Genomic DNA, 24837 nt, shown 5'->3' on the forward strand with positions numbered 1-24837 from the left:
ATGAATGCAGCGTCTCCTCCTTCGGCACCTTATGTCTTTATCAAGCAAGTGATGGGATCGTCAAAACGAGCGCACATGCAAGGCGTTCCGATCTGGCATATTGTCTAATCTTCGACCGCCTCGGGTACAGCGTCTGCCAAAGCAAGACGCGCCAAATTTAATCTCCGGGCCAGATCGACATCCGCCAATGCCAAGATTTTAGCTGCAAAAATCCCGGCATTCGTGGCTCCTGCATCACCAATGGCGCAAGTCCCGACCGGTATTCCCTTGGGCATCTGAACAATGGATAGCAATGAGTCCAACCCTTTCAGTGATCGGGATTCTATCGGTACCCCGATTACAGGAAGATCGGTTAAGGAGGCTGTCATTCCAGGCAGATGCGCTGCATAGGCGGTGCCGGCGATGATGACTTTTATCCCCCGCTTTTGTGCATCAGCAGCAAATGAAAATAACCTCTGCGGCGTACGATGGGCGGATACGATCCTTGTCTCGTAGGGAATGCTAAAGCTATCAAGCACGTCCGTAGCATGCTTCATTGTGGGCCAATCCGAGCGGCTGCCCATAATAACGGATACAATCGGTGTAGGCACGTCTGTCATATAAACCGGCTCCTGTTTCCACCTGTTTTCACTACGAGCCGGATTTCCCGCTATCAAGCCCCAGCATAGGCTGACCTTTCGTTGCCGTAGAAAAATCAAGTCTTGACAAAAGATATAATAAACCACCTCCGGTAGAGTTTACGGGCGTGTTTTTTTGGGATTACCTCGTTAACTTATTAGATATCGCCATCTATACGGATATCGCTTAGACGAAATTATAGAACAATATTCGATATTTGAACGATTTTTTGACAAAATATAATCTTCAGGGTGGCTTCATGAAATTGTCACATTGACTTTCCCGCATTGCGATAGTCTACTAAATTTATAGAAATAGGTGGTTACATGGCTTCAGACGGTTTTCTTCTCAAGCAGCGGTACGATCAACAGCGGCGGTATCCATGGCAGCTCTCCGTCAGCACCCTTGACGACGATTATGCGCCACTTCGAAATCTCAAGATACCATTCAGCGAATTGCAATTTCGCGGCAAGCTGATCGTATTTGAGGGGATCGATGGTAGTGGCAAGTCAACGAGCTTGCAGTCTGCTCATGACTATCTCGAAAACAGCGGTATCGCGGTCGAAAAGCTTGACCTTCTTTCTCCGTTTTGCCGGCAGTTACCTTATTTCAGGTCATATGCGGACGATACTTCCGTCGCCTTTGATGGAACCGTTGATCAGCCTGCCTTAGGACTGGTGTGTCTTGCCGATCGTCTGCAAAGATTCCGATCACATTATTTCCGACTGCTTCGGGACGGCGTTTGGTTAATCTGCGACCGCTACGCCATAACGCCGATAGCCGAGGCGGCAGCACTCGGCGCAAATGCTGAAGATTTGGCTACGATGGTTAATGTTGCCTCGCGTTTACCGAGGCCAACTATCGGGTTCCATACCACAGCGCCAGAGAATGTCGTTCTCGATAGGATACGAGCTCGCCCAAAGGACAAAGGGAAAATCCTTGATCCTCGTTTCTATCGTCGCGCGATTCAATCGTTTGCGAGAACGAGTGCGGATAACGACTTCATAACAATCGATTCCACATTGGGGCAAGACACAGCAAATTCGCAAATTTTCTCAGCGATCGACGCTGTGATCACGCAATACAAACGCGAAATATTGATCGAAAAGGAGGCTTAGATGTCTGAAAAAATAGCCATTATTTCTGAAGAAGCTGAGGCGAGCCTTGAGGAAAAGAAGCAGATTGCCGCGGATTTGCTCGATAAACACAAGGTTCTGTTCGATGACTTCCCGCACCAAGGCATTAGATACCTTGATTTTTATCGAACCTTTGACAAAAATCCAAACGTGAGGAATGCAGTGATCGAATGCCTTCAGGGACGATATGAAGGAAATAAGATCGATGCGGTCGCAGGGATCGGTGCTGGTGGCTTCGGTCTCGGCGCAACGCTTGCCTATGTGTTAAACGTTCCGTTTCATCCAATCCGCAAGGCTAGCGATACAGTCTACGATGCATCGGAGGCCTCTGTCGGAATGGTTTACGCTGAGCGTAAACTGACATTGGCAAATGACGTCGTTGAGCCAGGTTCGAAGGTTGTTCTCATCGATGACACAGTCGCAACGGGCGGTACGTCGCTGGGTGCACTGAGCCTTCTCAGAAATGCTGGGGCGACGGTCGTGGAAGTCGCGACCCTTTTCGAAACGATCTCCAAGAATGGTCGCACAGCTCTGTCTCCCACACCTCTCTTCGCGATTCTCAGCCGAGACGTATTTTAATGGTGGAGGTTTCAGGCGCTCGGCATTTTATTGGAGACCACTTTGAAGCTGAGTTTGCTCCTGAATCTGTTTTCGTAGGGCTAGATAGTTATCGCCTGGAAAATGTTCTAGGACACTCGCTCAGTTGGGTGAGTTATACGCTTACGTCAAACAGCCCACCGCCTAATGACCGATGGTGGCTGGTATATTTGCCAGATGGAAATCGCTACGCGTTTACTCACTCCAAATCCAATCCGCTAGAATTCTCTCCGCATTTTTCCCTGACCGGCTTGGTGAAACTGGTAAGTGAGGGAGATGCGACGCTCTCTGGTAGCGTCGGATCGCTTCACATGTTTCGCGATGAGAACGACCACTTTCATTGTGTCGAACTATTCAAAGACACGACCCGTCTGCTGACAATGTACGGGAAACCGTTGTAGATTTCACGGGATTACGCGAATGGACAGCCCTGGCAGACCTCTGGACTATCCCAGTTTACGGAAACTTTTCGTCAACATTGGCGCTTTTCATCCAGATTCATATTCAATTGCTCCACTATATTATAAGCTTACGGGGCGGAGAGGAGCCATTGTCTATGCGTCGGATAAAAGTTGCTTTGTTCAAAGCAAGCATCCCCATAGCGAAGACTGCATCCTGATTTTCCCAGAAATCGGATTGCAGGCGGATTATGCCCTTACAGCAAGTATTCTCCCAGATTTGGTTGGGAAACAGAATGATATTCGCCTTGCTCGCTATACCGCGGGCGATTTGGAAAAGCTTGAAAACAAACTGGAATCCTCAGGAAGTGATATATCGGTCTCGATTATCAACGAGGAAGAACTCGACTGGAAATACCCTGTTCGGGTTCTCGGAACCCAAAAAGTCGCAACGTTGGACGGGCGGCAGTTCGCTAAGATAAGAAACAAATGCCGTAGGGCCGGAACGGACATTGAGGCGACCAGCATTGATGTAATGAGCGATCTAGCTCCCTTCCGAGCAACACTTCGCTTCTGGGAAGGTACGATGATCCTTGATCGCAAGGACACGCCCGAGATGACACAATTTTACGAGCACCTGTTCAGAATTTTGTCGACCCCGATTCCAGAAGTAGGTGGGCTTGTCTTCTTCAAGAGTGCTCGACCAGTTGGTTTCACAATATGGGAAAATATCGGGGCGGGTGTTGCAAACCTGTATGTAAACCTCTGCGATACGACCATCACGGGCCTATCCGACTTCCAGTTGGTAACTACGTGCCAAAGGCTTCACGAGCAAGGTATCGAAGCACTAAATATGGGAGGGTCTGAGCTGCCGTCTCTTGACGAATTCAAGAGTAAATATGATCCAATCGCCACAATAGATCTTTATTCCGCGCGAATATCGCAGCGCCGAAAGTTAAAGCCAGAGGTCGCCATCTCCGCTATTACCGATGGGTCCGACTATGTTATTTGAGCGGTTGTCGGACGTTTGTCGTCACCTTGCCCGAAATTTTGAAGCCGCTTTCGCGATTTCGTTGCCCTGGCAGGGGCGTCCGTCAGTGACCGCCTCACTTCGTCTGGTCGAGATCTCCTTTGTCGCAGGTTGTGACAAACATAAGGAACCCGCCCCAGTTGGGGGGCGAAACGCAGACAGTGTATCGGAGGGCCAGCGGTGACAAATTGGATGTCGGAAACAGATGTCATCCTTAGAGATCTGGAGTCTGAGCCGCTCCTCAACATTCTTAGATGGGCGAGTGGATCCCTAACTTTTGATGCTATTGCAGGGATCGAAGCTGCGGCTGTTGCGGAATATCTCAGGCAACATCGTATTGTCGGGCTTGGGCTACGTGCAATCGAGCATGCACCCAACGGATACGATGCCTCGCGTTTAAAAAGCATACTGCGCGAGGAGTTCGAGGCGATTCAAATACAGGTTCGCTCCCGAAACGAGTTGCTGGCCGAGTTGTCTAATGTGGCCAGCCAAGGCTTTATCGTTTTAAAGGGAAACACTGTTTCCCGCCTGAGCGGTGATAAGTATCTCGAACGCTTTTCATGGGACGTTGATCTTATCGCAGACGTTCCGGGGAGCCTTGGCGCTGAGCTCATAAGGTTCGGGAGTGAAGAGACTTATCTTCCGGCCACCCACGAGGAGATAAACATTCGTTTTCGCGAGCAAGACATCGACATACACCGACACTTCCCCATTTTCCGTGCAGAACATCCCGGTCGTTTCTCCAGTGGCAGCAGAGAAGATGCCTGGTCCGAGATTGGCGAACAGGCTTTGCCATACCAATTGCTTGCATCGGAAACCGTTTCTTGGAAACCGAGTGTGTCCACGTCCACTCTGCAACTTACAGCCACATATGCCGCTTTCATTACCCTCCAGCACATCTTTATTGACTACATACGGCTTTATCCGCCCATATTACGTTTCCGGCCCCGGGTTAGAGCGTTTGAGCTAATTGAGCTAGAAAAGCTGTTTTCCTTGCCATCTTTTGACCGTCGGCAGTTTCAAAAGCTCCTTACTCGCTTCGACTGCCTCGATTATTATACTCGTATCGTCAACTTGCACCGATCTACGTTTGCCGACGCAGCTCGAACCAATACCTTCCTTCTGACAGAAAAAGATCCGATTCTGGAGGAGGCCGGGGAGTGGTCTGAAGATTTCTTTGTTGCACTCGGTCTGAGGCGTCGACTTACCGTGGCGACAGCCGATATAGTGACAAGGCCCTTTTCGTTGGTAGAGGCCGTAGATCGCAGCAGTTTGAGCATCATTTCTCTTAACATTCCGCAAGTCCTTGCGCTTGGCCCTGATAGCGAACGATCTTTCAAGACAAGCTGGAAAGGCGAAAAATTTCCTGTTCGGATGTCTAGTTTTGCCCATGCCGATAATTTGAAGATAACACTTCATTTCGCGAAGAAGCATATCGCTCAGCCGGATGTATGGGTAAACCTCGATAAAAACTACTTCAGGAGTTATATAGATCCTAGGCACACCACATCACGCAACAGAAACGACAGCTACGATCTTTCAGGTTCGATTCAAATAACGGATGTCGCCGGGCGTTGGCAGGTCCATCTAGACATCAGATACCCAGAACAAAGTGAGTATTCGCATCTTATCACAGTCTTGATAAGAGACGCCGCAGGTGGCGCCAATGGCGTCTACGCTGAGGTAGTGGGCACGTTTAAAAATTGACGTCCCTCCTTTACGCGGCCCATAAATGCCTGAGAAGCGCGCTTTTTCACGGCGCGCTCGCCGTGGCATATTATCAGAGCTTGGGTTTCTCCCCGCAAGAAATCGCACTCCTGAGCTCGACATACTGGGCGACCTTTTCGCTTCTTCAGCTTCCTTCGGGTGGCTTTGCAGATCACTATGGTCCAAAAATCTCGCTGATTGCCGGTGGATTGGTCGTTTCGACAGCCTATCTCATTGAGGCATCTTCCATGCATATGGTTTGGTTTATCCTTTCGGCCATAATGCAGGGAGTCGGACAAAGCATGATTGCCGGATCAGATTCAACGATGATTTTCGCTGTTCTGAAGCATCAGGGAATGGAAAAGCGCTATAGTGAATACGAATCCAAGGCTTGGACTGGCAGACATCTCGGCCTGCTCCTGGGTTTGCTGGGCGGAGCAGCAATTTCGACCGTGTTCGGTTTTAGAGCAGTTTTCATCGCAAGCGCTTGCGCCATGTTTTTCGGCTCGCTAGTGCCTTTTGTTATAATGAAATTCGACTGGGTTACTCCGAGCCGACACAAGAAGGCCAAATCCGGAAATAATTATCTAAGACATTTTCAACTTGTACCCCTAAGCATATTGTCGCGGTTTTGCATAGTATATACTTTTGATGCCATTCTGCCGATATTATTCCAGATGACACTCATACATTTAGGCGTTAGTGCCGCCGTCGTCAGCGTATTGTTTGCGGTCATATTGATCTCGTCTTTGATGGGATACTATCTGTCATTGGTAACACGAAACCTTGATTTACGAATATCCTTTGAGATATTCACCCTAATCAACGGGGCGGGTATGGCCCTTGTCTCATTCGGCTTATGGCTTAGCACTTCTCTCTCTACCAGTATTGTCTTGCTGGGTTTCTCTTTGCTCGGCCTCACAAAAGGAGCTTACGCGCCGCCTTTCACCGCGCAAATACTACAAAGAGACGGAGGAGAAGATTCTTCTAAATCCCTATCTTTACTGTATTTTCTAGGCGGCTTGGCCGCGGCTGGAACCATCTATTCGACAGTGAGTCTGGCTGGGCTAACGTCCTTAACGAGCCTATGTATGCTGCTGGCTGTTGCCGCCTTCGGATCTGTCTTTTTTTCACATTTTGCTCACCTGCGCCGCGGTTAGTTCAAAATGAATACAACTTACCCCGAGGCCGCCGTCCGATGTGGTGCTGGGAGCAGTGTGTCAGCCGCGCCCCTGAAGCAGTGACTTTATGCCAAGGTGGCGCTTGCAACGAGGTTTTTCAAAGCGTCGTCGTGTGCAGGGTTTCCGCGTTATAGATAATCTTCGTCGCATGTCTGAATGCCCCGGAACCCAGCCGTTTCGCGACCAAGACAAACAACTAAGCGGGACGGCTGATACCCATACGCCGCATTTCCCGATAAACCGTGGACCGCCCAAGACCGAGTTGTTTCGCCGCTTCTGCAGGAGAAATGGGAGCATATCGCATTCTCCGGCGATTTCCTCTGGGAGCAGGCCGCTAAAAGCCGTTCGCGGAAAACACTTGTCGTCTCTGACAGAGCGCGGGCAGCCTGAGTGTTCTATTCCTGTTCACACCCAACCGTTGTTCAGCGGGGAACCAACGCGATGCGCTCATAAAGGGTCCGCTAGCAAGTTGCGGCCGCATCCGCTTCGCGTCGCGGTGATCGCGACCGGTTCCGGACACTGACGGGAGCCATCGAGCGGAAATGGCCCGCTCCAAAGATGGAGCCTCAGATGAACACCGATCTTTCGCTTGCGCAGAACCACGCCTTCCAGCTCGCCCGCACCCTGATGGTTCCAGTCACCCTGTTCAGGTCCGGCGACGAGTTCGGCGTTCTGCCGAGCGACGAACTCGATGACGAAGACGATATCGAGATCGTGCATGAATTCCATCCCTGGCCGGCCCATTGAGCCGGCATTTTTCTATCCGAGTGCCGCTTGCGAGCGGCAAGGGGCAAGGGAAGCTTCGCCACGCCTTGGCACCGACGGTAGGTGCCAAGCTGCAGATCAGCAGATTGCCATGGCGCGCCCTTGCCCCCTTTGCTCTTCGCGGACGCGGGAAACGGTCCCGCAAATTGCGGGGAAATGAATCTGGAGAGAAGGGCGGCGCCAAGAGCGCCGGGAAAATAATGGAGAAACAGAAACTGGAAGAACTTCGGGACCGTGTCCCGTGCGCAGCCTTGCTGGAACAGGCTGGCTTTGCCATCGACGTCAAGGAAAGCACCCGCAAGGCATTAAAATACCGGCGCGGTGCGGAAATCGTCATCGTCATCCATGGGGGGCGGGGATGGTTCGATCCGCTGTCCGACGCGAAAGGCGATATCTTCGGCCTCGCGAAGCATCTGGACGGCGTCTCCTTCGTCGAAGCGCTGGACCGGGTGGCCGACCTGGTCGGCGTCATCGCCAGGGATCTTGTTTGGTCTCGCCCGGCCGGGAAGCCCGCGCATAGCATTTCAATCCCGGAACGTTGGGCAAACCGACGTCGCCCTTGGCAGGGATCGATGACCTGGCGCTATCTGCGCGCTGAGCGCTACGTGCCGGTAACGATCATCCGGGAGGCCATCCAAAGTGACGTCCTTCGGGAAGGCCCTTACGGCAGCATGTGGGCCGCGCATGTCAATGACGATGGTGCAGTTACTGGGTGGGAGGAGCGTGGTCCCAGTTGGCAGGGATTTTCCGCAGCCGGTTCGAAGGTATTGTTTCGCCTTGGTTCTTCCGACGCCATGCGTCTTTGCGTCACCGAAGCGGCGATTGACGCCATGAGCCTTGCGGCATTCGAGGGGCTTCGCGAGTGCAGCCTCTACCTCAGCACTGGCGGTGGGTGGTCGCCGGCGACGCACGCTGCGGTTCGCAGGCTGGCCGCGCGTCCCGGTGCTGTTCTGGTCGCGGCTACCGATGCCAATAGCCAGGGCGAGACCTTCGCCGGCCGGCTTCGCGACATTGCCGAGGAGGTTGGCTGTGACTGGTTGCGACTGACGCCGCCTGCCGAGGACTGGAATGACGCACTGAAAGCGCAGGAAGAAGAAAAGAAGGAAAGGAAAGCGAGGGCAGGAAGAGGTGGCCTGCCGCATGCCCGCCGGCCGCATCAAGGGTGAAGCTTCGCCCGCTCGGTCGCGGCCCTTGACCCGTCCGGACGGAGAGGCGGCATGAGGGGAGGGGTCATGAAGGACTGAAGAGGATGGTGAGCCGGCAGGGCAGCACCGCACTTCGGTCCGGACAGGGCCAAAGGAGCCGTCAGTGAACACCTCTTCCCAAATCCGTAAAGTCTACCAGGGCACCGCCGACCGCCATCAGATGTTTCGGTTGTTCGATCGGCATGCACAGCGCCCAAACCGATTCGAGGGTGACTCGAGCATGCTCTATGCAGGCGAGTGGTTCGAAATCACCGAGCGAGAACACGACTATATGTTCGAGGTCCTGCCACCGCTGTGGATCCGGGGCTCGATGTTCGCAATGCGCGAATTCCTGACCGGATCCGTCACATCGGTGTTCTTCGCGCTGCGGATCGACGGGGTCATTCGTCACTTCCACGGATATTGTGATCTGTCATACGAGCGGTCGGTGGAAGAGATGCGGCTGGCGATTATCGTGCGGGAAACGCGCCCGGTGAGAGCGATGACGCGGGACGAGCGTCTCGAGCACATCTGGAGCACCACAGCGGACGCCTATCGCGGCTACTCCGATCAAACCTCCCCGCAATATCTGCCGGATCAGCGCGTCATCAGTCTCTACACCAAAGCTCGATCTGCCAGGTTGAAGCTGCTCGACGACCTGACCGACGACGAGATCGCCAGCAAACTGCCCGTCCAACTGCGCCATCTGCCCGATGCGGCAGCCGCAGCGTGAGGAGATGGGTGCCATGCTGTCCTTTCCGATTGAATCCGTACGGGCGGTGATCGCCCGCGGTTGCGCCGATGCAGAAGTAAACGGCGGTTATCGCAATCCCCACTACGGCCTTGATCCCGGTCGCGACGAACGGCCGGGCGTCTGGCTGATCGGCGATCAGGGTGTCTACCTGTGCTCGAACGGCAGACTGCCCGACGACGAGAGGCCTCTCGCTGCTTGTGCGCTCGAATGCGATCCCTGCACCAACGACGACTGGTTCGAGGTCAAGCGCAGGACTTTCGGGGAGATGACGGCGTCGAATTCATCGATGCCGCTCAGCTGGAGGCCATGATCTCTGCCTGCCCAAACGCCTGGCATCTTGGCGTCTGCTTCCAGCCGGACGCTATGGAGCTCTTCATCATCGAGTGGTCGTAACGTCCCGGCTCGCCGCGAGATCTTCAACATCAACCAGCGTCCCTTCGCCGCCAATCGTCTTGGCGGAACGATGACGCGCGCCTTCACAAGGAGAATTTATCATGAGCAACAATCCCTTCACGCTCGACATGTTTGGTAACACCGCGCTGTCGTCCGGCCTTGGACTCGGCGTCACCGCGTTTGGCAGCTTCTCGCCCGTCGCCGCCAATGACGACGATCCGGATCCCACGCCACCGGCGCCTGCGCCTGCTCTGGCAATTGCAGCTGCAGCTGCCCGGCCCGCCCGCCTTCGTGCAAATTTCTACCTTGAGGGCGACCGCGGGTTACCTTCGTCCTGGAAGGATCGTGCCCGTGCCAATGTTGCGGCCATCCTCATCGCCAATCACATCTCCAAGCAAGACCGGCCGGCGACGCCCAAGGAGCAGGCGCAGTTGATCCGCTTTACCGGCTTTGGCGCCGGCGAACTCGCCAACGGCATGTTCCGTCGACCGGGCGAGGTCGATTTCCGGCGAGGCTGGGACGATCTCGGATCGTCGCTTGAGACTGCCGTCTCTGAAGTAGACTATGCGTCGCTGGCCCGATGCACGCAGTATGCCCATTTCACGCCGGAGTTCATTGTCCGGGCGATTTGGGTCGCCATCCAGAGGCTTGGCTGGCGCGGCGGCCGCGTGTTGGAACCCGGCATCGGCACGGGCCTGTTTCCGGCCCTGATGCCGGAGGCTTATCGCGAAGCGACCTATGTCACCGGGATCGAGCTTGATCCGGTCACTGCCCGCATCGCCAGCCTGCTTCAGCCAAAAGCCCGGATCATCAATGGTGACTTTGCCCGCACTGACCTGGCACCGATCTACGATCTCGCCATTGGCAACCCACCCTTTTCCGATCGCAGCGTCCGCTCGGACCGTGCCTACCGGTCGCTCGGTTTTCGCCTGCACGACTACTTCATCGCCCGGTCGATCGACCTCTTGAAGCCCGGCGCGCTCGCCGCCTTCGTCACCTCGCATGGCACGATGGACAAGGCCGATACGACGGCGCGAGAGCATATCGCCAAGTCCGCCGACCTGATCGCGGCCATTCGTCTGCCCGAAGGCAGCTTTCGCCGGGATGCTGGCACAGATGTCGTCGTCGATATCCTGTTCTTCCGCAAGCGAAAGCCGGGTGAGCCGGACGGCGATCAGTCGTGGCTCGATGTCGACGAGATCAGGCCAGCAACCGACGACGAAGGCGCCATCCGTGTTAACAGGTGGTTCGCCCGACACCCCGACTTTGTTCTCGGCATCCACGCAGTGACCTCGGCGCCGTTCGGCGAGACTTACACCTGCTTGCCGCGCGTTGGAGAGGCTCTTGAGGCTGCTCTCTCCGCTGCTGTCGAACTTCTGCCGGCCGATCTCTATGACGGTGAACCGACGCCGATCGATATCGATCTGGAGGACGAACTCGGGGGGATCGTTGATCTCCAGCCGAGCGCCATCCGCGAGGGAAGCTTCTTCCTCGACCGATCAAAGGGGCTGATGCAGATGGTCGATGGCTCGACCGTGCCGGTCACCATGCGCAAGGGTCGCTCGGGTGACGGGATCTCTGAGAAACATATTCGGATCATTTCGAAGTTGATCCCGATCCGAGACGCGGTTCGTGGGGTGTTGAAGGCTCAGGAAGAGAACCGCCCATGGCGCGATCTTCAGGTCCGGCTGCGGATTGCCTGGTCTAGCTTCGTCCGCGACTTCGGGCCGATCAATCACACCACCGTCTCGATCCAGGAGGATGCCGAGACTGGTGAGGTGAAGGAGATCCATCGACGCCCGAACCTTGCACCGTTTCTGGACGATCCTGATTGCTGGCTGGTCGCCTCGATCGAGGACTACGACCTCGAAACCGACACAGCCCGTCCCGGTCCGATTTTTTCCGAACGCGTGATTGCTCCGCCCGCGGCGCCGACGATCACATCGCCTGCAGATGCGCTCGCCGTCGTGCTGAATGAGCGTGGTCATGTCGACCTCGATCATATCGCCGAACTGCTGCATCTCGACGTGTCCACGATTATCGCCGATTTGGGCGACGAAGTGTTCCGCGACCCGTCCGATGGATCCTGGCAGACGGCCGACGCCTATCTTTCCGGCGCGGTGCGCACCAAGCTCGTGGCAGCACAAGCCGCGGCCGAGCTGGATCCTGCCTATGAGCGCAACGTGCGAGCGCTTCAGGATGTTCAGCCGGCCGATCTGCTACCCTCCGACATCACCGCCCGTCTGGGCGCCCCCTGGATCCCGGCCGCCGATGTCGTCGCCTTCGTCGAGGAGACGATGGAAGCCGACATCCGCATTCACCATATGCCGGAGCTCGGCTCCTGGACGGTGGAGGCGCGTCAGCTGGGCTATAGCGCCGCCGGTACGTCCGAATGGGGCACCAGCCGCCGTCATGCCGGCGAGCTGCTCGCCGACGCCCTGAATAGCCGCGTTCCACAGATCTTCGATACGTTCAGGGACGCCGATGGTGAGCGCCGGGTGCTGAATGTCGTCGACACGGAAGCTGCCCGCGACAAGCTGCAGAAGATCAAGCAGTCATTCCAGCAATGGGTCTGGACCGACCCGGATCGGGCCGACCGGCTGGCGCGCGATTACAATGACCGTTTCAACAACATCGCGCCGCGAAAATTCGACGGCGATCATCTGCAACTCCCGGGCGCCTCTGGCGCCTTTACTTTGTATGGTCACCAGAAACGCGGCATCTGGCGGATCATCTCGGCGGGTTCGACCTATCTCGCCCATGCCGTTGGCGCCGGCAAGACGATGACGATGGCCGCCGCGATCATGGAGCAGCGCCGGCTCGGCCTGATCGCCAAGGCGATGCTGGTCGTTCCTGGCCATTGCCTGGCTCAGGCCGCGAGAGAATTTCTGGCGCTCTATCCCGCTGCCAACATTCTCGTCGCAGACGAAACGAACTTCACCAAAGACAAGCGCGCCCGCTTCCTCAGCCGCGCCGCAACCGCCGTCTGGGATGCCATCATCATCACGCACTCCGCGTTCAGGTTCATCGGCGTGCCTTCGGCCTTCGAGCAACAAATGATCCAGGATGAGTTGCAGCTCTACGAGGATCTGCTGACGAAGGTCGAAAGCGACGACCGGGTGTCGCGCAAGCGGCTGGAACGGCTGAAGGAGGGATTACAGGAGCGGCTGGAAGCGCTTGCCACGCGCAAGGACGATCTGCTGACCATCTCGGAAATCGGTGTCGATCAGATCGTCGTCGATGAGGCGCAGGAGTTTCGCAAGCTCTCCTTCGCCACCAACATGAGCACCTTGAAAGGCATCGATCCGAACGGTTCGCAGAAGGCCTGGGACCTGTATGTGAAGTCCCGCTATATCGAGACGAAAAACCCCGGTCGCGCGCTTGTGCTCGCCTCCGGTACGCCGATCACCAACACGCTTGGCGAGATGTTCTCGATCCAGCGGCTGCTGGGTCACGATGCCTTGCGCGAACGCGGGCTACACGAGTTCGACGCCTGGGCGTCGAACTTCGGTGACGAGAAGACGGAACTCGAACTTCAGCCGTCGGGCAAATACAAGCCGGTCAGCCGCTTCTCGTCCTTCGTCAATGTGCCGGAACTGATCGCCATGTTCCGCGCCTTTGCCGATGTGGTGATGCCGGAGGACCTCAAGGCATATGTCAGGGTGCCCGACGTTGCGACGGGCAAGCGGCAGATCCTCACCGCTGCACCCACCCCAGCATTCAAAGCCTACCAGAGGATTCTCGAAACCCGCATTAAAGCGATTGAGCAGCGCGAGGACCGGCGCAGCCTGGAGACGATATTCTGCTGTCGGTCATCACCGATGGCCGCCATGCGGCGATCGACCTGCGCCTGGTCATGCCGGCAATGGACGACGAGCCGGATAACAAGCTCAATCTGCTGGTGCGCAACGCCCACCGCATCTGGAAGGAAACATCGCAGAACGAATATGTTCGCCCCGATGGCAAGCCCTATGACCTGCCCGGTGCTGCACAGATGATCTTCTCCGATCTCGGCACCATCAATGTCGAGAAGAGCAGGGGCTTCTCTGCTTATCGGTGGATCCGCGACGAGTTGATCCGCATGGGCGTGCCGGCGTCAGAGATCGCCTTCATGCAGGACTTCAAAAAGACCGAGGCCAAGCAGCGGTTGTTCGGCGATGTCAGGGCCGGAAAGGTTCGCTTCCTGATTGGATCATCGGAGACCATGGGCACCGGCGTTAATGCACAACTTCGCCTGAAGGCGCTCCACCATCTCGATGTGCCGTGGCTGCCGTCGCAGATCGAGCAGCGCGAGGGCCGGATCGTCCGCCAGGGTAACCAGCACGACGAGGTCGAGATCTACGCCTATGCCACGCAAGGCTCACTCGACGCCACCATGTGGCAGAACAACGAACGCAAGGCGCGCTTCATTGCAGCCGCTTTGTCCGGCGATACGTCGATCCGGAGGCTGGAGGACCTGAACGAGGGGCAGGCCAACCAGTTCGCCATGGCCAAGGCCATCGCCTCAGGCGACGAGCGCCTGATGCAGAAGGCCGGACTGGAGGCTGACATCGCTCGTCTGGAAAGGCTGCGGGCGGCCCATGATGACGATCTCTTCGCCGTGCGTCGGCAGATCCGCGACGCCGAGCGCGAGATCGAAACCGCCAGCCGTCGCCTTGGCGAGATCGCAGTTGATATCGAGCGGCTTGTGCCGACCTCAGGTGATGCTTTTGCGATCAACGTCAAGGGCGAGACCTATAGAGAGCGTAAGGAGGCGGGGAGGGCGCTGATGAAGGAAATCCTCACCCTCGTCCAGTTGCGGCATGAAGGGGAGATTCACATTGCTTCCATCGGTGGCTTCGATCTCGTCTACGATGCCCAAACGTTGGGGCGTGGTGACAATTACCACTATCAGACCCTGCTTCAGCGCACCCGCGCCGATTACGAGATCGAATTGCCGGTCACCGTCACGCCGCTCGGCGCCATCGCGCGCCTCGAACATGCGCTCGACGGGTTCGGGGAGGAGCGGGAGCGCTATCGCCAGCGGCTGGAGGAATACAAACGCCGGCTGATCTCCTACCAGTCACGGCAGGGTGGCGCCTTTGCATTCGCGCATGAACTGGCGGAGAAGCGCCAGGCGTTGCGAGAGGTTGAGGAGGCGCTGGGAAAATCGGCGCGCGGTGATGTGGAGACGAACGAACTCGCCGCATGAGATCACCTCCATGAGGCGCGGCCCGCTGCGGCGAACACCACGGTAACGAGGCCTAGCCGAACCGCGCACGGTTTGTCGTTGAGAAGGCCCTACAGGCTTCCCAAATGCCTCGTTTTCGCTAAAAAGTCTGTCATGATTAAATCCGAGCTTGTTGATCTCCTTGCCGCGAGAAATCCATACCTCCATCGTCGCGATGCGGAGAATGCCGTCGATGCCGTCCTCGATGAAATAACGGGCGCTCTTGAACGCGGTGATCGCGTCGAGATCAGGGGATTCGGGACCTTTGTTGTGCGGCATCGTCCGGCACGCTCGGGGCGCAATCCCCTCAACGGCAACGCGGTGTTCGTTGAGGAAAAATGGGTGCCGTTTTTCCGCGCCGGCAAGGAGATCAAAGATCGTCTGAATATAGCGGAAGAACCGCGTGGCAAGGAGTAATCGTTGATCGAATATTCGAAACACGTGTTATGCGAGGCCCTTCCCGAGGACGTTCGTGCGACGGTCGAGATGATGGCGTTGGAATTTCTGCCCGAAACCTGGCCCGTCCGGTTTGTCGCGCTTCTCTCGATGCTGGAGGACATCACAAGCAAGGTCGAAGAGGTCCACCGGCCGTATGTGGTCAACAACTGGGTGGTCATCGTCAGCGGCTTGCTCGAACATTTGCCACGTGATCTGGCCTCGCCGGAGTGCCTGGCCCTGGTGCGTCACAGTGTACTTGACCGTTTTCGGCAAAGCGCCATTCAACAATCGCCGGACGTGGAGCAGCAGAACGAGATCTTGCGGCGTGAATATCCGCAATGGTCGATCGCCGAAGATCTGCTCCGCGATTATGAAATGTGGTCCGCCAAACAATCGCAGATAAAGCCCAGCTAGCAGGGAGAAAGATATGCCGACAGGCAAGGTCAAGTGGTTCAATGCCACCAAACGGTTTGGCTTCATTACGCCGGACGATGGTGGTCCGGATGTTTTTCTGCACCTGAGCAGCATAGCCGACCCGGCCTGTCCCACGCTTCAGCCTGGTTTGCGGCTTCACTATGGTGTCGAGCAAAAGGGCGGCAAGGTCACGGCGAAAGACGTGCGCCCCGCGCCGGTTGAAAAGGCTGTGCACCACGCTCCTGTCACTCCGCCTCAAGGCGAGGAGGCGTTCAGCGACGCGTTTGAGCGGGAATGGGGCCTACGCCGCGGATAACCCGGTCCTTAAGCGCACCCCGCCAGTCACGAGCGATGCTCAAAAGTCCTGATTTGCAACGCTGCGCCAGTGACTGGCATAAACGAGTTCCGTCGGGAATTCTGCAGGGCATAGAGGTAGAGCGCGTGGGCATCGAAATAGCAATCAGAGACGCGACGCCGGATGACCGGGAGGCAATAACCTCACTTCATGTCCGGGTCAGCAAACGGGCATATGCGGGTATGCTCCCGGCAGATTATCTGGCAGAGATAATGCCCGATGAAAAAACTCGCCTCTGGGAGAAGCGCCTTTCGCAGGGCTCAGACCCTGAGAGATTGCGTGTGACCCTGGCGCATTTTGACAACGAACTGGCGGGCTTTTCTTGCTTCCTGTTTGATCACGAAACGCAGTTCGGGACATACCTCCATAATCTGTATGTCGACCCCGCTTATCAGGGGAAGGGTGTCGCCCGCAGCCTGTTGTCGGCGGGTATTCAGCGGTTTTCACCGCAACAAAGAAACCGGCCTGTACACCTGCTGACTCTGGCCGACAATCATCCAGCGCGCCGGTTCTACGAGAAATTAAATGGCCAGATCGTTGAGGAAAAGCGAAGCGTGATGGCCAGCTACCCGGACTTGATTTTCGTCCGATACCAGTGGCGGAGCGCTCACGAACTGACCGCCACAAACTTCAATCCGGTGTGGGATTCCTAAAGTCCGGGCGATTCAAAAGTCGATCATAAACTTCGGGCATGTTCGTGCATTTTACAGCAAGGACAAAGTCAGGGGCATGCGTCTGTTCACCCTCATTATAGCGCCCTCGCTATCTCTCTTTTTCCAGAAGGAGCCAACGCTCAATCATCTCGAAAATAGTTCACCGTGCCGACAGCCTGCGGCGGTGTTTTGGTCGAAACCTCCGGGATTGCGCTAACGCAATCGGCCCTGCCATTTTGAACTTACGCAGAAGAAAAGGGGGGTGGAGCCTCATTTTATGACGAGATAGGGAAGGTTGAGTAGGGCAAATGAATTTCTAGGTCCTGAATAAAAGGCGGACCAACGTGTCTAGGACTTAGCAGGTCTGAGGACTTGGATATACTCCTGCAAACCCCTTGCGAAAAACTCGGTTCCTGCAAAAAATATACCGTAAGCGGATGCCGCCAGCATCAATGTAAACACGATTGTGAAGCTGCGAATAACGTATCTTACGTATTTTATATCCGCGTGCTTTCTGTCCAGTCGGCCAAATTCCATGATGAAAACTATTATATTTGCGAGTACCAGAAAAAAGAAGATAATGATCAACACGAAAGCCGAAAGGCGCAGCACAAATATCTGATAGGCAGGGTGTCCTTCGCCGACGTTCAGGAAGTGAAGCATGCCGCCAATCCCGGCGCCGACCAACGCGCATGTTGCAAGAAGCGTTTGGACGAATGGCTGCCATCGTATGGACTCTCGCTGTTCAGATGTCTGTTGCTTCATGTCCCGGTCGTTATCCATTCTGCGCCCCTAAACGTTATGATGAAGACGGGGGTTTATGGAATCGGATAGAACATATCAAGAACATATATGAGCAAGATGTGGGAATTCTACAAATCTGGGGCTCTGGACACAGGGCATGTCGTCCCTATCGTCAGGCAACGCCAAGCAGTATGGCGACAGTCAGAAAATCGCGGCGCGGGCCTGCCTCAATAGTGAATAAATGATAGCCGGAACCCTCAGTTTTTCGTGTTCGCTAGGCACTGCCCCCTCAACGCTGGACATCGCGTTCTCGATTTGGGTTGCGGCCCGGGTAGTTGCCAGCCGTTGCCTTTTGCATACGTCTCAGGCCAGTAAGCCGGGGCGAACGTCTTATCCGCCTGGCGATCAAGCTGACGAGGCGCAACTCACGGCGATCCGGGAGGCGATCACCGACGCGTTCAAGAAGGGCAACGGCGTGTTAGAAATCAAGAATGAAAGCGGCATGTTCATCACCAGGAAGTCAGCCTGAACAGTCGCAGAGTTCGGTGTTTTTGCATCAGCGCTTGATAGTGCTGATGCTAATACGCTAGGATTTCCGGATCGACCGAGTGGCAACTAGGGTTCCGGACGGCAGCGCCGTCGCTGGACCGAGCGTTGCAGAAACCGTGGGTGTTCCACGGCTGCACCCGAGGGGCAAAATCCCAGAGGAGGAGAAGTCGAGATCAACCAGCGCCGTTGGCGCATAAGGAGGTCTCGATGGCGTTTGCCTCGCTGCTACTTGTTGTCCTTGCATCCTTCATCCATGCAAGCTGGAATCTTCTCGCGAAACGGGCCGCATCGGTGGGCCCGATATTTGTCTTTGCCTACAATCTAATTGCCTGCATCTCCTATGCGCCATGGGTGCTGTATTTGCTCATGACTGGCGACGGCGTAGTTTGGACGTGGATCGGCGTCGGCTTCGTCCTGACAAGCGGCCTGATCCATTTAGCTTATAGTTTGTGCCTTCAACGTGGATATCAGGTTGCTGACCTGTCAGTGGTCTATCCAGTTGCCCGAGGCACTGGCCCGATGCTTTCGACGCTGGGCGCATTCTTGATCCTCGGGGAAATACCGTCTGGGCAAGGTATCATCGGCCTGTTCTTCGTTGTCGCCGGGATCGGCCTTATTGCCACGCAGGGTGATCTGTCCGCTTTTCTGCGTCCGGGTGGGCAAACAGGCGTTCGTTGGGGTGCTGCGACAGGTGGTCTGATCGCATCTTATACGGTGGTCGATGCCTATGCCGTCAAAACCCTTGGTATCGCGCCGGTGGTGCTGGACTGGTTTTCGAACCTGCTCCGGTTCGTCCTTCTGGCCCCGCTCGTCATCGCAAATCCGCGCCGGGCTATCGGGATGATGCGGGGCTACTGGTGGATTGCGGTTGGTGTCGGATTGCTATCGCCGCTGTCTTACATCCTCGTGCTGGCCGCGCTGACCTCGGGGGCGCCGCTCAGCCTCGTCGCCCCAATGCGCGAAATGTCGATGATGGTCGGCGCACTCATGGGCATGGTGATCCTGCGCGAGAGGGTCGGGCCGTGGCGGCTAGCGGGCTGCGGGGTACTGATCGTCGGTGTCATCCTCCTGTCAGGAGGTTGAGCGAATGTCATGGTTTTTCAGGTTGCCCCCGGCATCTCCAGCGCCGTGCGCTCCACAAAATCGACGACGATCAGCTTGATAATCCGGGATCAGTAGAAGCGCGGGCATGCGGGAAAGCGCAAGCCGTGCTGGCGATACCAATCTGCTTGTCGCGGAAATCCTATGACAGGTCTGATTTTCTAGCTGATCGTCTACATCCGTAGGCCTTTCGGTAAGAGGCCGCCGTTGTTACGCTCGCCGGATACAATCAAGCAGCAGGAGACCGACGTGACAAAGCAGGCATTCATTATCGGTGGAACCGGGCAGATCGGCCGTGCGATTGGTCTGAAACTGTTGAAAGAGGGTTGGGGCGTCACCTTTGCAAGTCGCATTGGTAACATTCCCGATGAGGCCCTCGGCTTCGAAGCCAAGGCAATCTCTCTGGACCGTGACCAGCCTGGCGCGTTGGGACGCGCCATCGGTACCGGCGCGGATGCTGTGATCGACACCGTGGCATATGACGAAACGCACGCAAATCAACTGCTCGACATCCAGGCGTCCGTTGGGCAGTTCGTGGTAATCTCGTCATCCAGCGTCTACCGCGACAAGACCGGCAGGACCCTCGATGAAGCGCGGGAGAACGGCTTTCCCGATCTTCCGGACGGGATGACGGAGGACCAGCCAACCGTCGAGCCCGGTCCGCAGAACTACTCGACAAAGAAGGTGGCGGTGGAAAGACTGCTGCTTGACGGCGCGAAGCGCCCTGTCACCATCCTGCGGCCTGCCGCGATCCACGGAACGCATTCCACCCATCCCCGCGAATGGTGGTTTGTGAAACGCATGATGGACGGACGCGAAATCATACCCCTCTGCTTTAACGGACGAAGCCGTTTCCATACGACCGCCGCACGCAACATAGCGGAGGTTACCTGGCGCGCCCTTGCCGCCAATCGGAAACTCATCCTCAACATAGCAGATCCTGTAGCCCCGACCGTGCATGAGATCGGCTCCCACATCGCCGAGGCCATGGGATGGACGGGGACCTTACTGCCGATCGACATGGGCGATCCACGCCTTGGCTCGCCCGTCGGCTGGACACCATGGTCCGTTCCCGCTCCATTCACCTTGAACACCGACGCTGCACGGCAGATCGGATACACGGCTGCCACCGACTACTCGCGTTCAGTTGCAGCCACGTGCCACTGGCTTCGAAGCTCAGCCGACAAGGACTGGCGGGAGCGATTTCCCATACTGGCTCGCTACACCGTCCCGCTGTTTGATTACGACGCGGAAGATGCTTTCCTCCGGACCTACCGGGTTCCCATTTGACGAAAAACCAACGGTACAGGCTGACTGTATTGCAGGAGGTATTATATGAAGAAGGCGATTATATTCGACTGTGAGTTTCTTTGCATTGAAGGATCACAACGCCGGTTTTGGTGCGCTGCGATCGATCCTGATCCCATCATAGCTCAAGTCGGAGCGGTCAAGCTCGGTCTCGAAGGGGATTACCCTATTCTGGAAACCTACAAAGCATACGTGCTTCCCATTGACCGATATGGCAAACGATACCCTCTCGATGCTTATTTCACGAACCTGACCCGCATAACGGAACAGAACCTCGAATGCGAGGGTGTTACCCTGAAAGATGCGCTATCAGGTATCGAAAGATTTTCAGATGGGGCGCAGCTTTGGTCATGGGGGAAGGACGAACTGAACATGGTGGCGATCAGCTGCTATGTCGCTGGCATTCAAGCGCTAATTCCCGCCCATCGTTTTGACAATGCCGTCAAGCTCCTGCTCGCGGCAGGAATGCCGATCGAGGATTTGGCAAGGACGCCGAGCAACAAGTTGGCCGACTACTACAATGTAGAGCATCCACCCTTGCAGGGCCATGATGCACTCGATGATGCGCTTTCGGTTTCGTACACCTTGCAATATCTCTTGAAGGCCGGAAAGTTGCGGCCTGATATATTCGTGGCTGGGTAGGCAGTCGCGTAAATGGTGTTTTTGGCAGCGCTTGCAGAAGCCAGGTTTTCAATCGAGCGAGGACCGGAATGTCTGCGACAGGCGCACCGTTGACAATTTTTGAAAATTTGCCCTCATTGTCGTGTCTCAACCTCAACTGGAAAGAGACAGCAATGCGCAAATCCTTCTATGCCTCCCAAAGCTTCTACTCTGAACCTGGGCCATATCGTGAAACATTGATGCGCTGTGGCGCCGAGCCCAAATCAATGCCGGGTGGATCTGCTCATTCATGCAGCATCCTCGCGGGCCTGAGTCCAAAGAGCGAGGCTTTACACCTGAACAGACCGACGATCTGGAGCTTCGTTGCGTGGCCGAGATTTTGTCCGTCGTCGTAGAGCGCAACTTACTTGATGGCGACGATGCGCTGCAAAAAGTCGGCGGCGTCTGCCGGGATTTTGCCATCCTGGCGGCCAGTATCTTTCGCGAGCGCGGTACCCCCGCTCGCCTCCGCGTCGGTTTTTCCGACTATCTGGTGCCTGAACGTTGGGAAGATCACTGGCTTTGCGAATGGCATGACGGCGGGCGCTGGAACAGACTCGACGTGGAGTTTGCAGCTGTCGACTGCGTTTCTTTCGATCCCCTGGACGTGCCGCGCCAGCGGTTCCTGACAGCGAGCGAGGCATGGTTTCGGATCAAAGACGAGCCGGAGATCGCTTGGCGATTTGGCGTTTCGAGCCTCAACCTTGGCGGCCAGCGGTTCGTCGCGGGAAGCCTGTTTCGCGAGATCGCAGCCCTTCGTAAGCTTGAACTGAAACCATGGGATTATTGGGATTTATCAGAAGACCTGTCCCGCGTTTCAACCGAGTGGTCGCAGGAGACGCGGACAACGCTCGATCAACTCGCTTCACGGCTGCGGAGCGCCGATGTCGACGCGGACAGCGAGCCTGGAGCTATAGCGGACTGGGCCTTACCAAAGAAGGTTATCAGCTTTCCTCGAGGCGAACCCATGCCTGTCGTGTTGCGGAACTCCTGATTTTGCAGCGCCGCAAAGCCCACCTAAAGATCGAGCACCATCCGCAGTTGCGCGACAATCTTGGTTAAGGCGCTGGGTTTTAGCGTCCAGCCAGCTGCAAAATTGCCGGACTACTCTGGCTTCCGACCGGCGCTGGTAACGATAAGCACCGATCTCAACCGGTTCATACCCTGGCAGGGCCACCAACGCGCCGGATCGTATTTCCCTGGCGGTGAGGATCGGCGGCGCTAGCACCATCCCGAGACCGGCCACGCAGGCATGAAGCGCTGCATCGTCCGTGTCAAATTCATGGGCGAAAGAAAGCTCTGCCAGGGAAATATCAAGCGCCTCACACCAAAGCTTCCAGTCCCAATTCCCGGCAGCACATTGGAGAGCTGGCAAATACTGAACGGCCTTTCCCCGACCATCGGAGCTTTTTGCGAGCAAGTTTGGAGACACGACAGGACGGCTCGAATCGCGTTTAAGCAATTCCCAGTAGATGTTGCAGGATAAGGTCGCGAAACTCCGAGTTCTGCGGGCCGAAATTCCCCTGATGATTCAATGGCGGCTGTTTTAACGCAAACGTCAGGAGCGAACTGAAAGAACAAGAAGAAGCAAGGAGAGAAAACCTTATTCGCACACCGGCCGTCTCGCCGCCGCTGTCGCTCAACCGCTCCCTCCTCAACCCTGTCCGTAGTTCTCGCAAGGCTTCGCCCCGCTCGAACTGACGGGCAGGGCCGCTCGGGCGCAGTTGCGCCGGTCCGTCCGCTCTGCGGTCCGGGAATTGTCTTCGCAAAGAAGTGAAGACAGGAAGGGGTGGCGATCCGCCGCCCCGAAACCCGGAAGGAGCAAATTCCATGCAGATCCTCAAGCTCGATCCCCGTGCGCTGAAGAACAATCCCGACGATGCGCGCCGCTCGAAATCTTCACCGCAGGCCGATGCGCTGCTGCTGGCGACGGTCAAGGCCGTCGGTATCATCCAGCCACCTATCGTCGCGCCGGAAACCGATGGCGGAAACGGCTACATCATCCAGGCGGGGCACCGGCGTGTCGCCCAGGCAATTGCCGCGGGCCTCGAGGAAATCGACGTGATCGTCCGCGAGGCGACCAATGACAACGGCGCCATGCGCTCTATGGTCGAAAACATCGCCCGTGAGCCGCTCAATCCTATCGACCAGTGGCGCGGCATCGAACGGCTGGTCGCCCTCGGCTGGACCGAGGAAGCGATCGGCGTGGCGCTCGCCCTACCGGTCCGCCAGATCCGCAAACTGCGGCTTCTCGCTAATGTTCTGCCGGCCATGCTCGACCATATGGCGCTCGGCGACATGCCGAACGAGCAGCAACTGCGCACCATCGCCGCCGCGTCGATCGAGGAACAGAAGCAAGTCTGGAAGGCCAACAAGCCGAAGAAGGCCGAACGCGCCGACTGGTACAACATCTCACGGGCGCTTTCGAAGACCCGCATGTTCGCGAAGGATGCGAGCTTTGGCGACGATCTCGCTGCCGCCTACGGTATCGAATGGGTCGAGGACCTGTTCGCGCCGGCCGATCAGGACAGCCGCTACACGACCAATGTCGAGGCCTTCCTCGGCGCCCAGCAGGAATGGATGACCAGCAACATTCCCAGGAAGGGCGCGATCGTCGAGGTCAATAACTGGGGTCAGCCGGAACTGCCGAAGAAGGCCGAGCGCATTTACGGCAAGCCGTCGAAGTCCGACCATATCGCCATGTATCTTGACCGTGACGGCAAGGTGCAGTCGGTTGCTTTCCGCATGCCCGAAGACAAGAAGAAGAGTAAGGGTGATGCTTCCGCTGGTAACGATGCGGCAGGATCAGTCGATGATCCGATCATCGACGCACCGAAGCCGCGCCCGGATGTCACCCAGAAGGGTCAGGACATGATCGGCGACTTCCGCACCGATGCCCTGCACGAGGCACTCGGTCGCGCTCCAATCGAGGACGACATGCTGATGGCGCTGCTTGTTCTTGCCTTCGCCGGTCGGAACGTCCGCGTCGATTCCGGCGTCAGCGACAGCGTGTACGGGCCGAAGCGCTTCGGGCGCCATGCCGCCCGGCTGCTCTCCGAGGACGGCAAGCTCGCCTTCGACATGGAGACGGTGCGTATCGCTGCCCGCTCGGTGCTGATCGACGTGCTGTCATGCCGGCGCGGCATGTCCAACAGTGGCGTGGTGTCGCGTATCGCCGGCGACGCCATCGGCGCCGACAGCTTCCTGCCCAACATGGGTTCGGAAGATTTTCTGTTGTGCCTGTCGCGGCAAGCGCTGGAGGCGGCGGCGAAGGAGGCAAACGTGCTTCCGCGCCAGAAGGTGCGGGAGACGCGGGCGGCTCTTGTCGGTCATTTCGGTCAGGAACGCTTTGTCCACGCTTCCGCGCTCTTTGCACCCGACCGCCAGGACGTCACCGATCTGATCAAACACGGCGAGGCTGTGGACGATGAGGAAGAGGCCGAAACTGAGACGGCGGACGTCGAGGAGGAGCAGATCGAGGAAGAGGGTGATCCCTCCGAGGGTGAGGGCGATCTTCCCGTTACGTTTGGCGATGGTCCCGAGACAGATGAGCCAGACGAGGAACAGGACGCTTACGGGATCGCCGCGGAATAGCCGCTTCCAATTCCTCTCCCAATGCAGCCCCGCCGCCGTTGGTCTCCAT

The 24837-nt window shown here is 56.7% G+C and carries 22 protein-coding genes and 3 pseudogenes; 20 read left to right on the forward strand and 5 right to left on the reverse strand.

The genetic code is table 11. The features are described 5' to 3' along the window. Positions 1 to 104: 104 nt before the first annotated feature. Positions 105 to 599, reverse strand: coding sequence for a 5-(carboxyamino)imidazole ribonucleotide mutase (gene purE, locus CFBP5499_RS29205; protein WP_137066583.1), 495 nt, complete (start codon positions 597 to 599; stop codon positions 105 to 107). A 345-nt stretch (positions 600 to 944) separates the two neighbouring features. Between purE and CFBP5499_RS29210 the strand changes: the two genes are divergently transcribed. The 5 genes from CFBP5499_RS29210 to CFBP5499_RS29230 all read left to right on the forward strand — a co-directional run bounded on the left by CFBP5499_RS29210 (position 945) and on the right by CFBP5499_RS29230 (position 6646). Continuing rightward, complete coding sequence (locus CFBP5499_RS29210) at positions 945 to 1736, forward strand: hypothetical protein (protein ID WP_080830714.1); 792 nt, start codon at positions 945 to 947, stop codon at positions 1734 to 1736. Beyond that, positions 1737 to 2333, forward strand: coding sequence for a phosphoribosyltransferase family protein (locus CFBP5499_RS29215; RefSeq protein WP_080830713.1), 597 nt, complete (start codon positions 1737 to 1739; stop codon positions 2331 to 2333). 438 nt (positions 2334 to 2771) lie between these two features. After that, positions 2772 to 3761: a phosphatidylglycerol lysyltransferase domain-containing protein gene (locus CFBP5499_RS29220; protein WP_080830712.1), complete on the forward strand. Its 990-nt coding sequence runs from the start codon at positions 2772 to 2774 to the stop codon at positions 3759 to 3761. A 210-nt stretch (positions 3762 to 3971) separates the two neighbouring features. Beyond that, positions 3972 to 5486, forward strand: a complete 1515-nt coding sequence (locus CFBP5499_RS29225) for a hypothetical protein (protein ID WP_080830711.1) — start codon at positions 3972 to 3974, stop codon at positions 5484 to 5486. 62 nt (positions 5487 to 5548) lie between these two features. Continuing rightward, positions 5549 to 6646, forward strand: a complete 1098-nt coding sequence (locus CFBP5499_RS29230) for an MFS transporter (RefSeq protein ID WP_158523321.1) — start codon at positions 5549 to 5551, stop codon at positions 6644 to 6646. A gap of 217 nt (positions 6647 to 6863) precedes the next feature. Here CFBP5499_RS29230 and CFBP5499_RS30960 read toward each other — a convergent pair. Further along, positions 6864 to 6962: pseudogene (locus tag CFBP5499_RS30960) on the reverse strand (helix-turn-helix domain-containing protein); the annotation flags it as partial. 275 nt (positions 6963 to 7237) lie between these two features. Here CFBP5499_RS30960 and CFBP5499_RS30295 point away from each other — a divergent pair. The 9 genes and pseudogenes from CFBP5499_RS30295 to CFBP5499_RS29280 all read left to right on the forward strand — a co-directional run bounded on the left by CFBP5499_RS30295 (position 7238) and on the right by CFBP5499_RS29280 (position 16832). Then, positions 7238 to 7414, forward strand: coding sequence for a hypothetical protein (locus tag CFBP5499_RS30295; protein WP_172690353.1), 177 nt, complete (start codon positions 7238 to 7240; stop codon positions 7412 to 7414). A gap of 218 nt (positions 7415 to 7632) precedes the next feature. Then, entirely contained in the window at positions 7633 to 8598 is a 966-nt protein-coding gene (locus CFBP5499_RS29245; RefSeq protein WP_080830708.1) for a DUF3991 and toprim domain-containing protein, read from the forward strand. 142 nt (positions 8599 to 8740) lie between these two features. Next, positions 8741 to 9349: a DUF1419 domain-containing protein gene (locus tag CFBP5499_RS29250; RefSeq protein ID WP_080830707.1), complete on the forward strand. Its 609-nt coding sequence runs from the start codon at positions 8741 to 8743 to the stop codon at positions 9347 to 9349. A 13-nt stretch (positions 9350 to 9362) separates the two neighbouring features. Next, positions 9363 to 9763, forward strand: a pseudogene (locus CFBP5499_RS29255) (DUF3085 domain-containing protein). A 101-nt stretch (positions 9764 to 9864) separates the two neighbouring features. Continuing rightward, a pseudogene (locus CFBP5499_RS29260) lies at positions 9865 to 14954 on the forward strand (lactate dehydrogenase). 132 nt (positions 14955 to 15086) lie between these two features. Further along, positions 15087 to 15389 carry an integration host factor subunit beta gene (locus CFBP5499_RS29265; protein WP_080830706.1) on the forward strand — a complete coding sequence of 101 codons (303 nt, stop codon included), beginning with the start codon at positions 15087 to 15089 and terminating at the stop codon, positions 15387 to 15389. Positions 15390 to 15392: 3 nt separating this feature from the next. Beyond that, a complete protein-coding gene (locus CFBP5499_RS29270) occupies positions 15393 to 15824 on the forward strand; it encodes a hypothetical protein (RefSeq protein ID WP_080830705.1) in 432 nt (143 codons plus the stop codon). Positions 15825 to 15837: 13 nt separating this feature from the next. Continuing rightward, entirely contained in the window at positions 15838 to 16140 is a 303-nt protein-coding gene (locus tag CFBP5499_RS29275; RefSeq protein WP_080830704.1) for a cold-shock protein, read from the forward strand. 125 nt (positions 16141 to 16265) lie between these two features. Further along, positions 16266 to 16832, forward strand: coding sequence for a GNAT family N-acetyltransferase (locus CFBP5499_RS29280; RefSeq protein WP_233284295.1), 567 nt, complete (start codon positions 16266 to 16268; stop codon positions 16830 to 16832). A gap of 348 nt (positions 16833 to 17180) precedes the next feature. Here CFBP5499_RS29280 and CFBP5499_RS29285 read toward each other — a convergent pair whose 3' ends face one another. Then, positions 17181 to 17615 carry a hypothetical protein gene (locus CFBP5499_RS29285; RefSeq protein ID WP_130932615.1) on the reverse strand — a complete coding sequence of 145 codons (435 nt, stop codon included), beginning with the start codon at positions 17613 to 17615 and terminating at the stop codon, positions 17181 to 17183. 202 nt (positions 17616 to 17817) lie between these two features. Here CFBP5499_RS29285 and CFBP5499_RS29290 point away from each other — a divergent pair, with 202 nt between their 5' ends. The 5 genes from CFBP5499_RS29290 (at position 17818) to CFBP5499_RS29310 (ending at position 22188) form a co-directional block, all read left to right on the forward strand. Next, entirely contained in the window at positions 17818 to 18105 is a 288-nt protein-coding gene (locus CFBP5499_RS29290) for a hypothetical protein (RefSeq protein ID WP_371507045.1), read from the forward strand. 227 nt (positions 18106 to 18332) lie between these two features. Beyond that, on the forward strand, positions 18333 to 19208 hold the full coding sequence (locus CFBP5499_RS29295; protein ID WP_080830790.1) for a DMT family transporter: 876 nt from the start codon (positions 18333 to 18335) through the stop codon (positions 19206 to 19208). A 267-nt stretch (positions 19209 to 19475) separates the two neighbouring features. After that, positions 19476 to 20516 (forward strand): NAD-dependent epimerase/dehydratase family protein, encoded by a 1041-nt coding sequence (locus CFBP5499_RS29300; protein ID WP_158523320.1) that lies wholly within the window; start codon positions 19476 to 19478, stop codon positions 20514 to 20516. 45 nt (positions 20517 to 20561) lie between these two features. Then, positions 20562 to 21176, forward strand: a complete 615-nt coding sequence (locus tag CFBP5499_RS29305; protein ID WP_080830700.1) for an exonuclease — start codon at positions 20562 to 20564, stop codon at positions 21174 to 21176. 268 nt (positions 21177 to 21444) lie between these two features. Continuing rightward, positions 21445 to 22188: a transglutaminase-like domain-containing protein gene (locus tag CFBP5499_RS29310; protein ID WP_233284296.1), complete on the forward strand. Its 744-nt coding sequence runs from the start codon at positions 21445 to 21447 to the stop codon at positions 22186 to 22188. On the opposite strand, the gene CFBP5499_RS29315 is transcribed toward CFBP5499_RS29310, so the two are convergent. Both CFBP5499_RS29315 and CFBP5499_RS30300 read right to left on the reverse strand, forming a co-directional pair. Continuing rightward, a complete protein-coding gene (locus CFBP5499_RS29315) occupies positions 22123 to 22626 on the reverse strand; it encodes a LysR substrate-binding domain-containing protein (RefSeq protein WP_233284297.1) in 504 nt (167 codons plus the stop codon). The genes CFBP5499_RS29310 and CFBP5499_RS29315 overlap by 66 nt on opposite strands. Before the next feature lie 22 nt (positions 22627 to 22648). Continuing rightward, positions 22649 to 22837, reverse strand: coding sequence for a hypothetical protein (locus CFBP5499_RS30300; protein ID WP_130932614.1), 189 nt, complete (start codon positions 22835 to 22837; stop codon positions 22649 to 22651). Positions 22838 to 23024: 187 nt separating this feature from the next. Here CFBP5499_RS30300 and CFBP5499_RS29320 point away from each other — a divergent pair, with 187 nt between their 5' ends. Next, complete coding sequence (locus tag CFBP5499_RS29320) at positions 23025 to 24788, forward strand: ParB/RepB/Spo0J family partition protein (protein ID WP_080830698.1); 1764 nt, start codon at positions 23025 to 23027, stop codon at positions 24786 to 24788. The last annotated feature ends 49 nt before the right edge of the window (positions 24789 to 24837 follow it).

This window comes from Agrobacterium tumefaciens (assembly GCF_005221325.1).
In the GTDB taxonomy this organism is placed as follows: domain Bacteria; phylum Pseudomonadota; class Alphaproteobacteria; order Rhizobiales; family Rhizobiaceae; genus Agrobacterium.

Excerpts from the sequence above, each read along its gene's own strand:
- CFBP5499_RS29265 (WP_080830706.1), top strand. The coding sequence starts at position 15,087 with ATGATTAAATCCGAGCTTGTTGATCTCCTTGCCGCGAGAAATCCATAC.
- purE (WP_137066583.1), bottom strand. The coding sequence starts at position 599 with ATGACAGACGTGCCTACACCGATTGTATCCGTTATTATGGGCAGCCGC.
- CFBP5499_RS29220 (WP_080830712.1), top strand. The coding sequence starts at position 2,772 with ATGGACAGCCCTGGCAGACCTCTGGACTATCCCAGTTTACGGAAACTT.
- CFBP5499_RS29285 (WP_130932615.1), bottom strand. The coding sequence starts at position 17,615 with ATGGATAACGACCGGGACATGAAGCAACAGACATCTGAACAGCGAGAG.
- CFBP5499_RS29215 (WP_080830713.1), top strand. The coding sequence starts at position 1,737 with ATGTCTGAAAAAATAGCCATTATTTCTGAAGAAGCTGAGGCGAGCCTT.
- CFBP5499_RS29310 (WP_233284296.1), top strand. The coding sequence starts at position 21,445 with ATGCAGCATCCTCGCGGGCCTGAGTCCAAAGAGCGAGGCTTTACACCT.
- CFBP5499_RS29290 (WP_371507045.1), top strand. The coding sequence starts at position 17,818 with ATGATAGCCGGAACCCTCAGTTTTTCGTGTTCGCTAGGCACTGCCCCC.
- CFBP5499_RS29305 (WP_080830700.1), top strand. The coding sequence starts at position 20,562 with ATGAAGAAGGCGATTATATTCGACTGTGAGTTTCTTTGCATTGAAGGA.
- CFBP5499_RS29210 (WP_080830714.1), top strand. The coding sequence starts at position 945 with ATGGCTTCAGACGGTTTTCTTCTCAAGCAGCGGTACGATCAACAGCGG.
- CFBP5499_RS29295 (WP_080830790.1), top strand. The coding sequence starts at position 18,333 with ATGGCGTTTGCCTCGCTGCTACTTGTTGTCCTTGCATCCTTCATCCAT.
- CFBP5499_RS29225 (WP_080830711.1), top strand. The coding sequence starts at position 3,972 with ATGTCGGAAACAGATGTCATCCTTAGAGATCTGGAGTCTGAGCCGCTC.
- CFBP5499_RS30295 (WP_172690353.1), top strand. The coding sequence starts at position 7,238 with ATGAACACCGATCTTTCGCTTGCGCAGAACCACGCCTTCCAGCTCGCC.
- CFBP5499_RS29245 (WP_080830708.1), top strand. The coding sequence starts at position 7,633 with ATGGAGAAACAGAAACTGGAAGAACTTCGGGACCGTGTCCCGTGCGCA.
- CFBP5499_RS29275 (WP_080830704.1), top strand. The coding sequence starts at position 15,838 with ATGCCGACAGGCAAGGTCAAGTGGTTCAATGCCACCAAACGGTTTGGC.
- CFBP5499_RS29320 (WP_080830698.1), top strand. The coding sequence starts at position 23,025 with ATGCAGATCCTCAAGCTCGATCCCCGTGCGCTGAAGAACAATCCCGAC.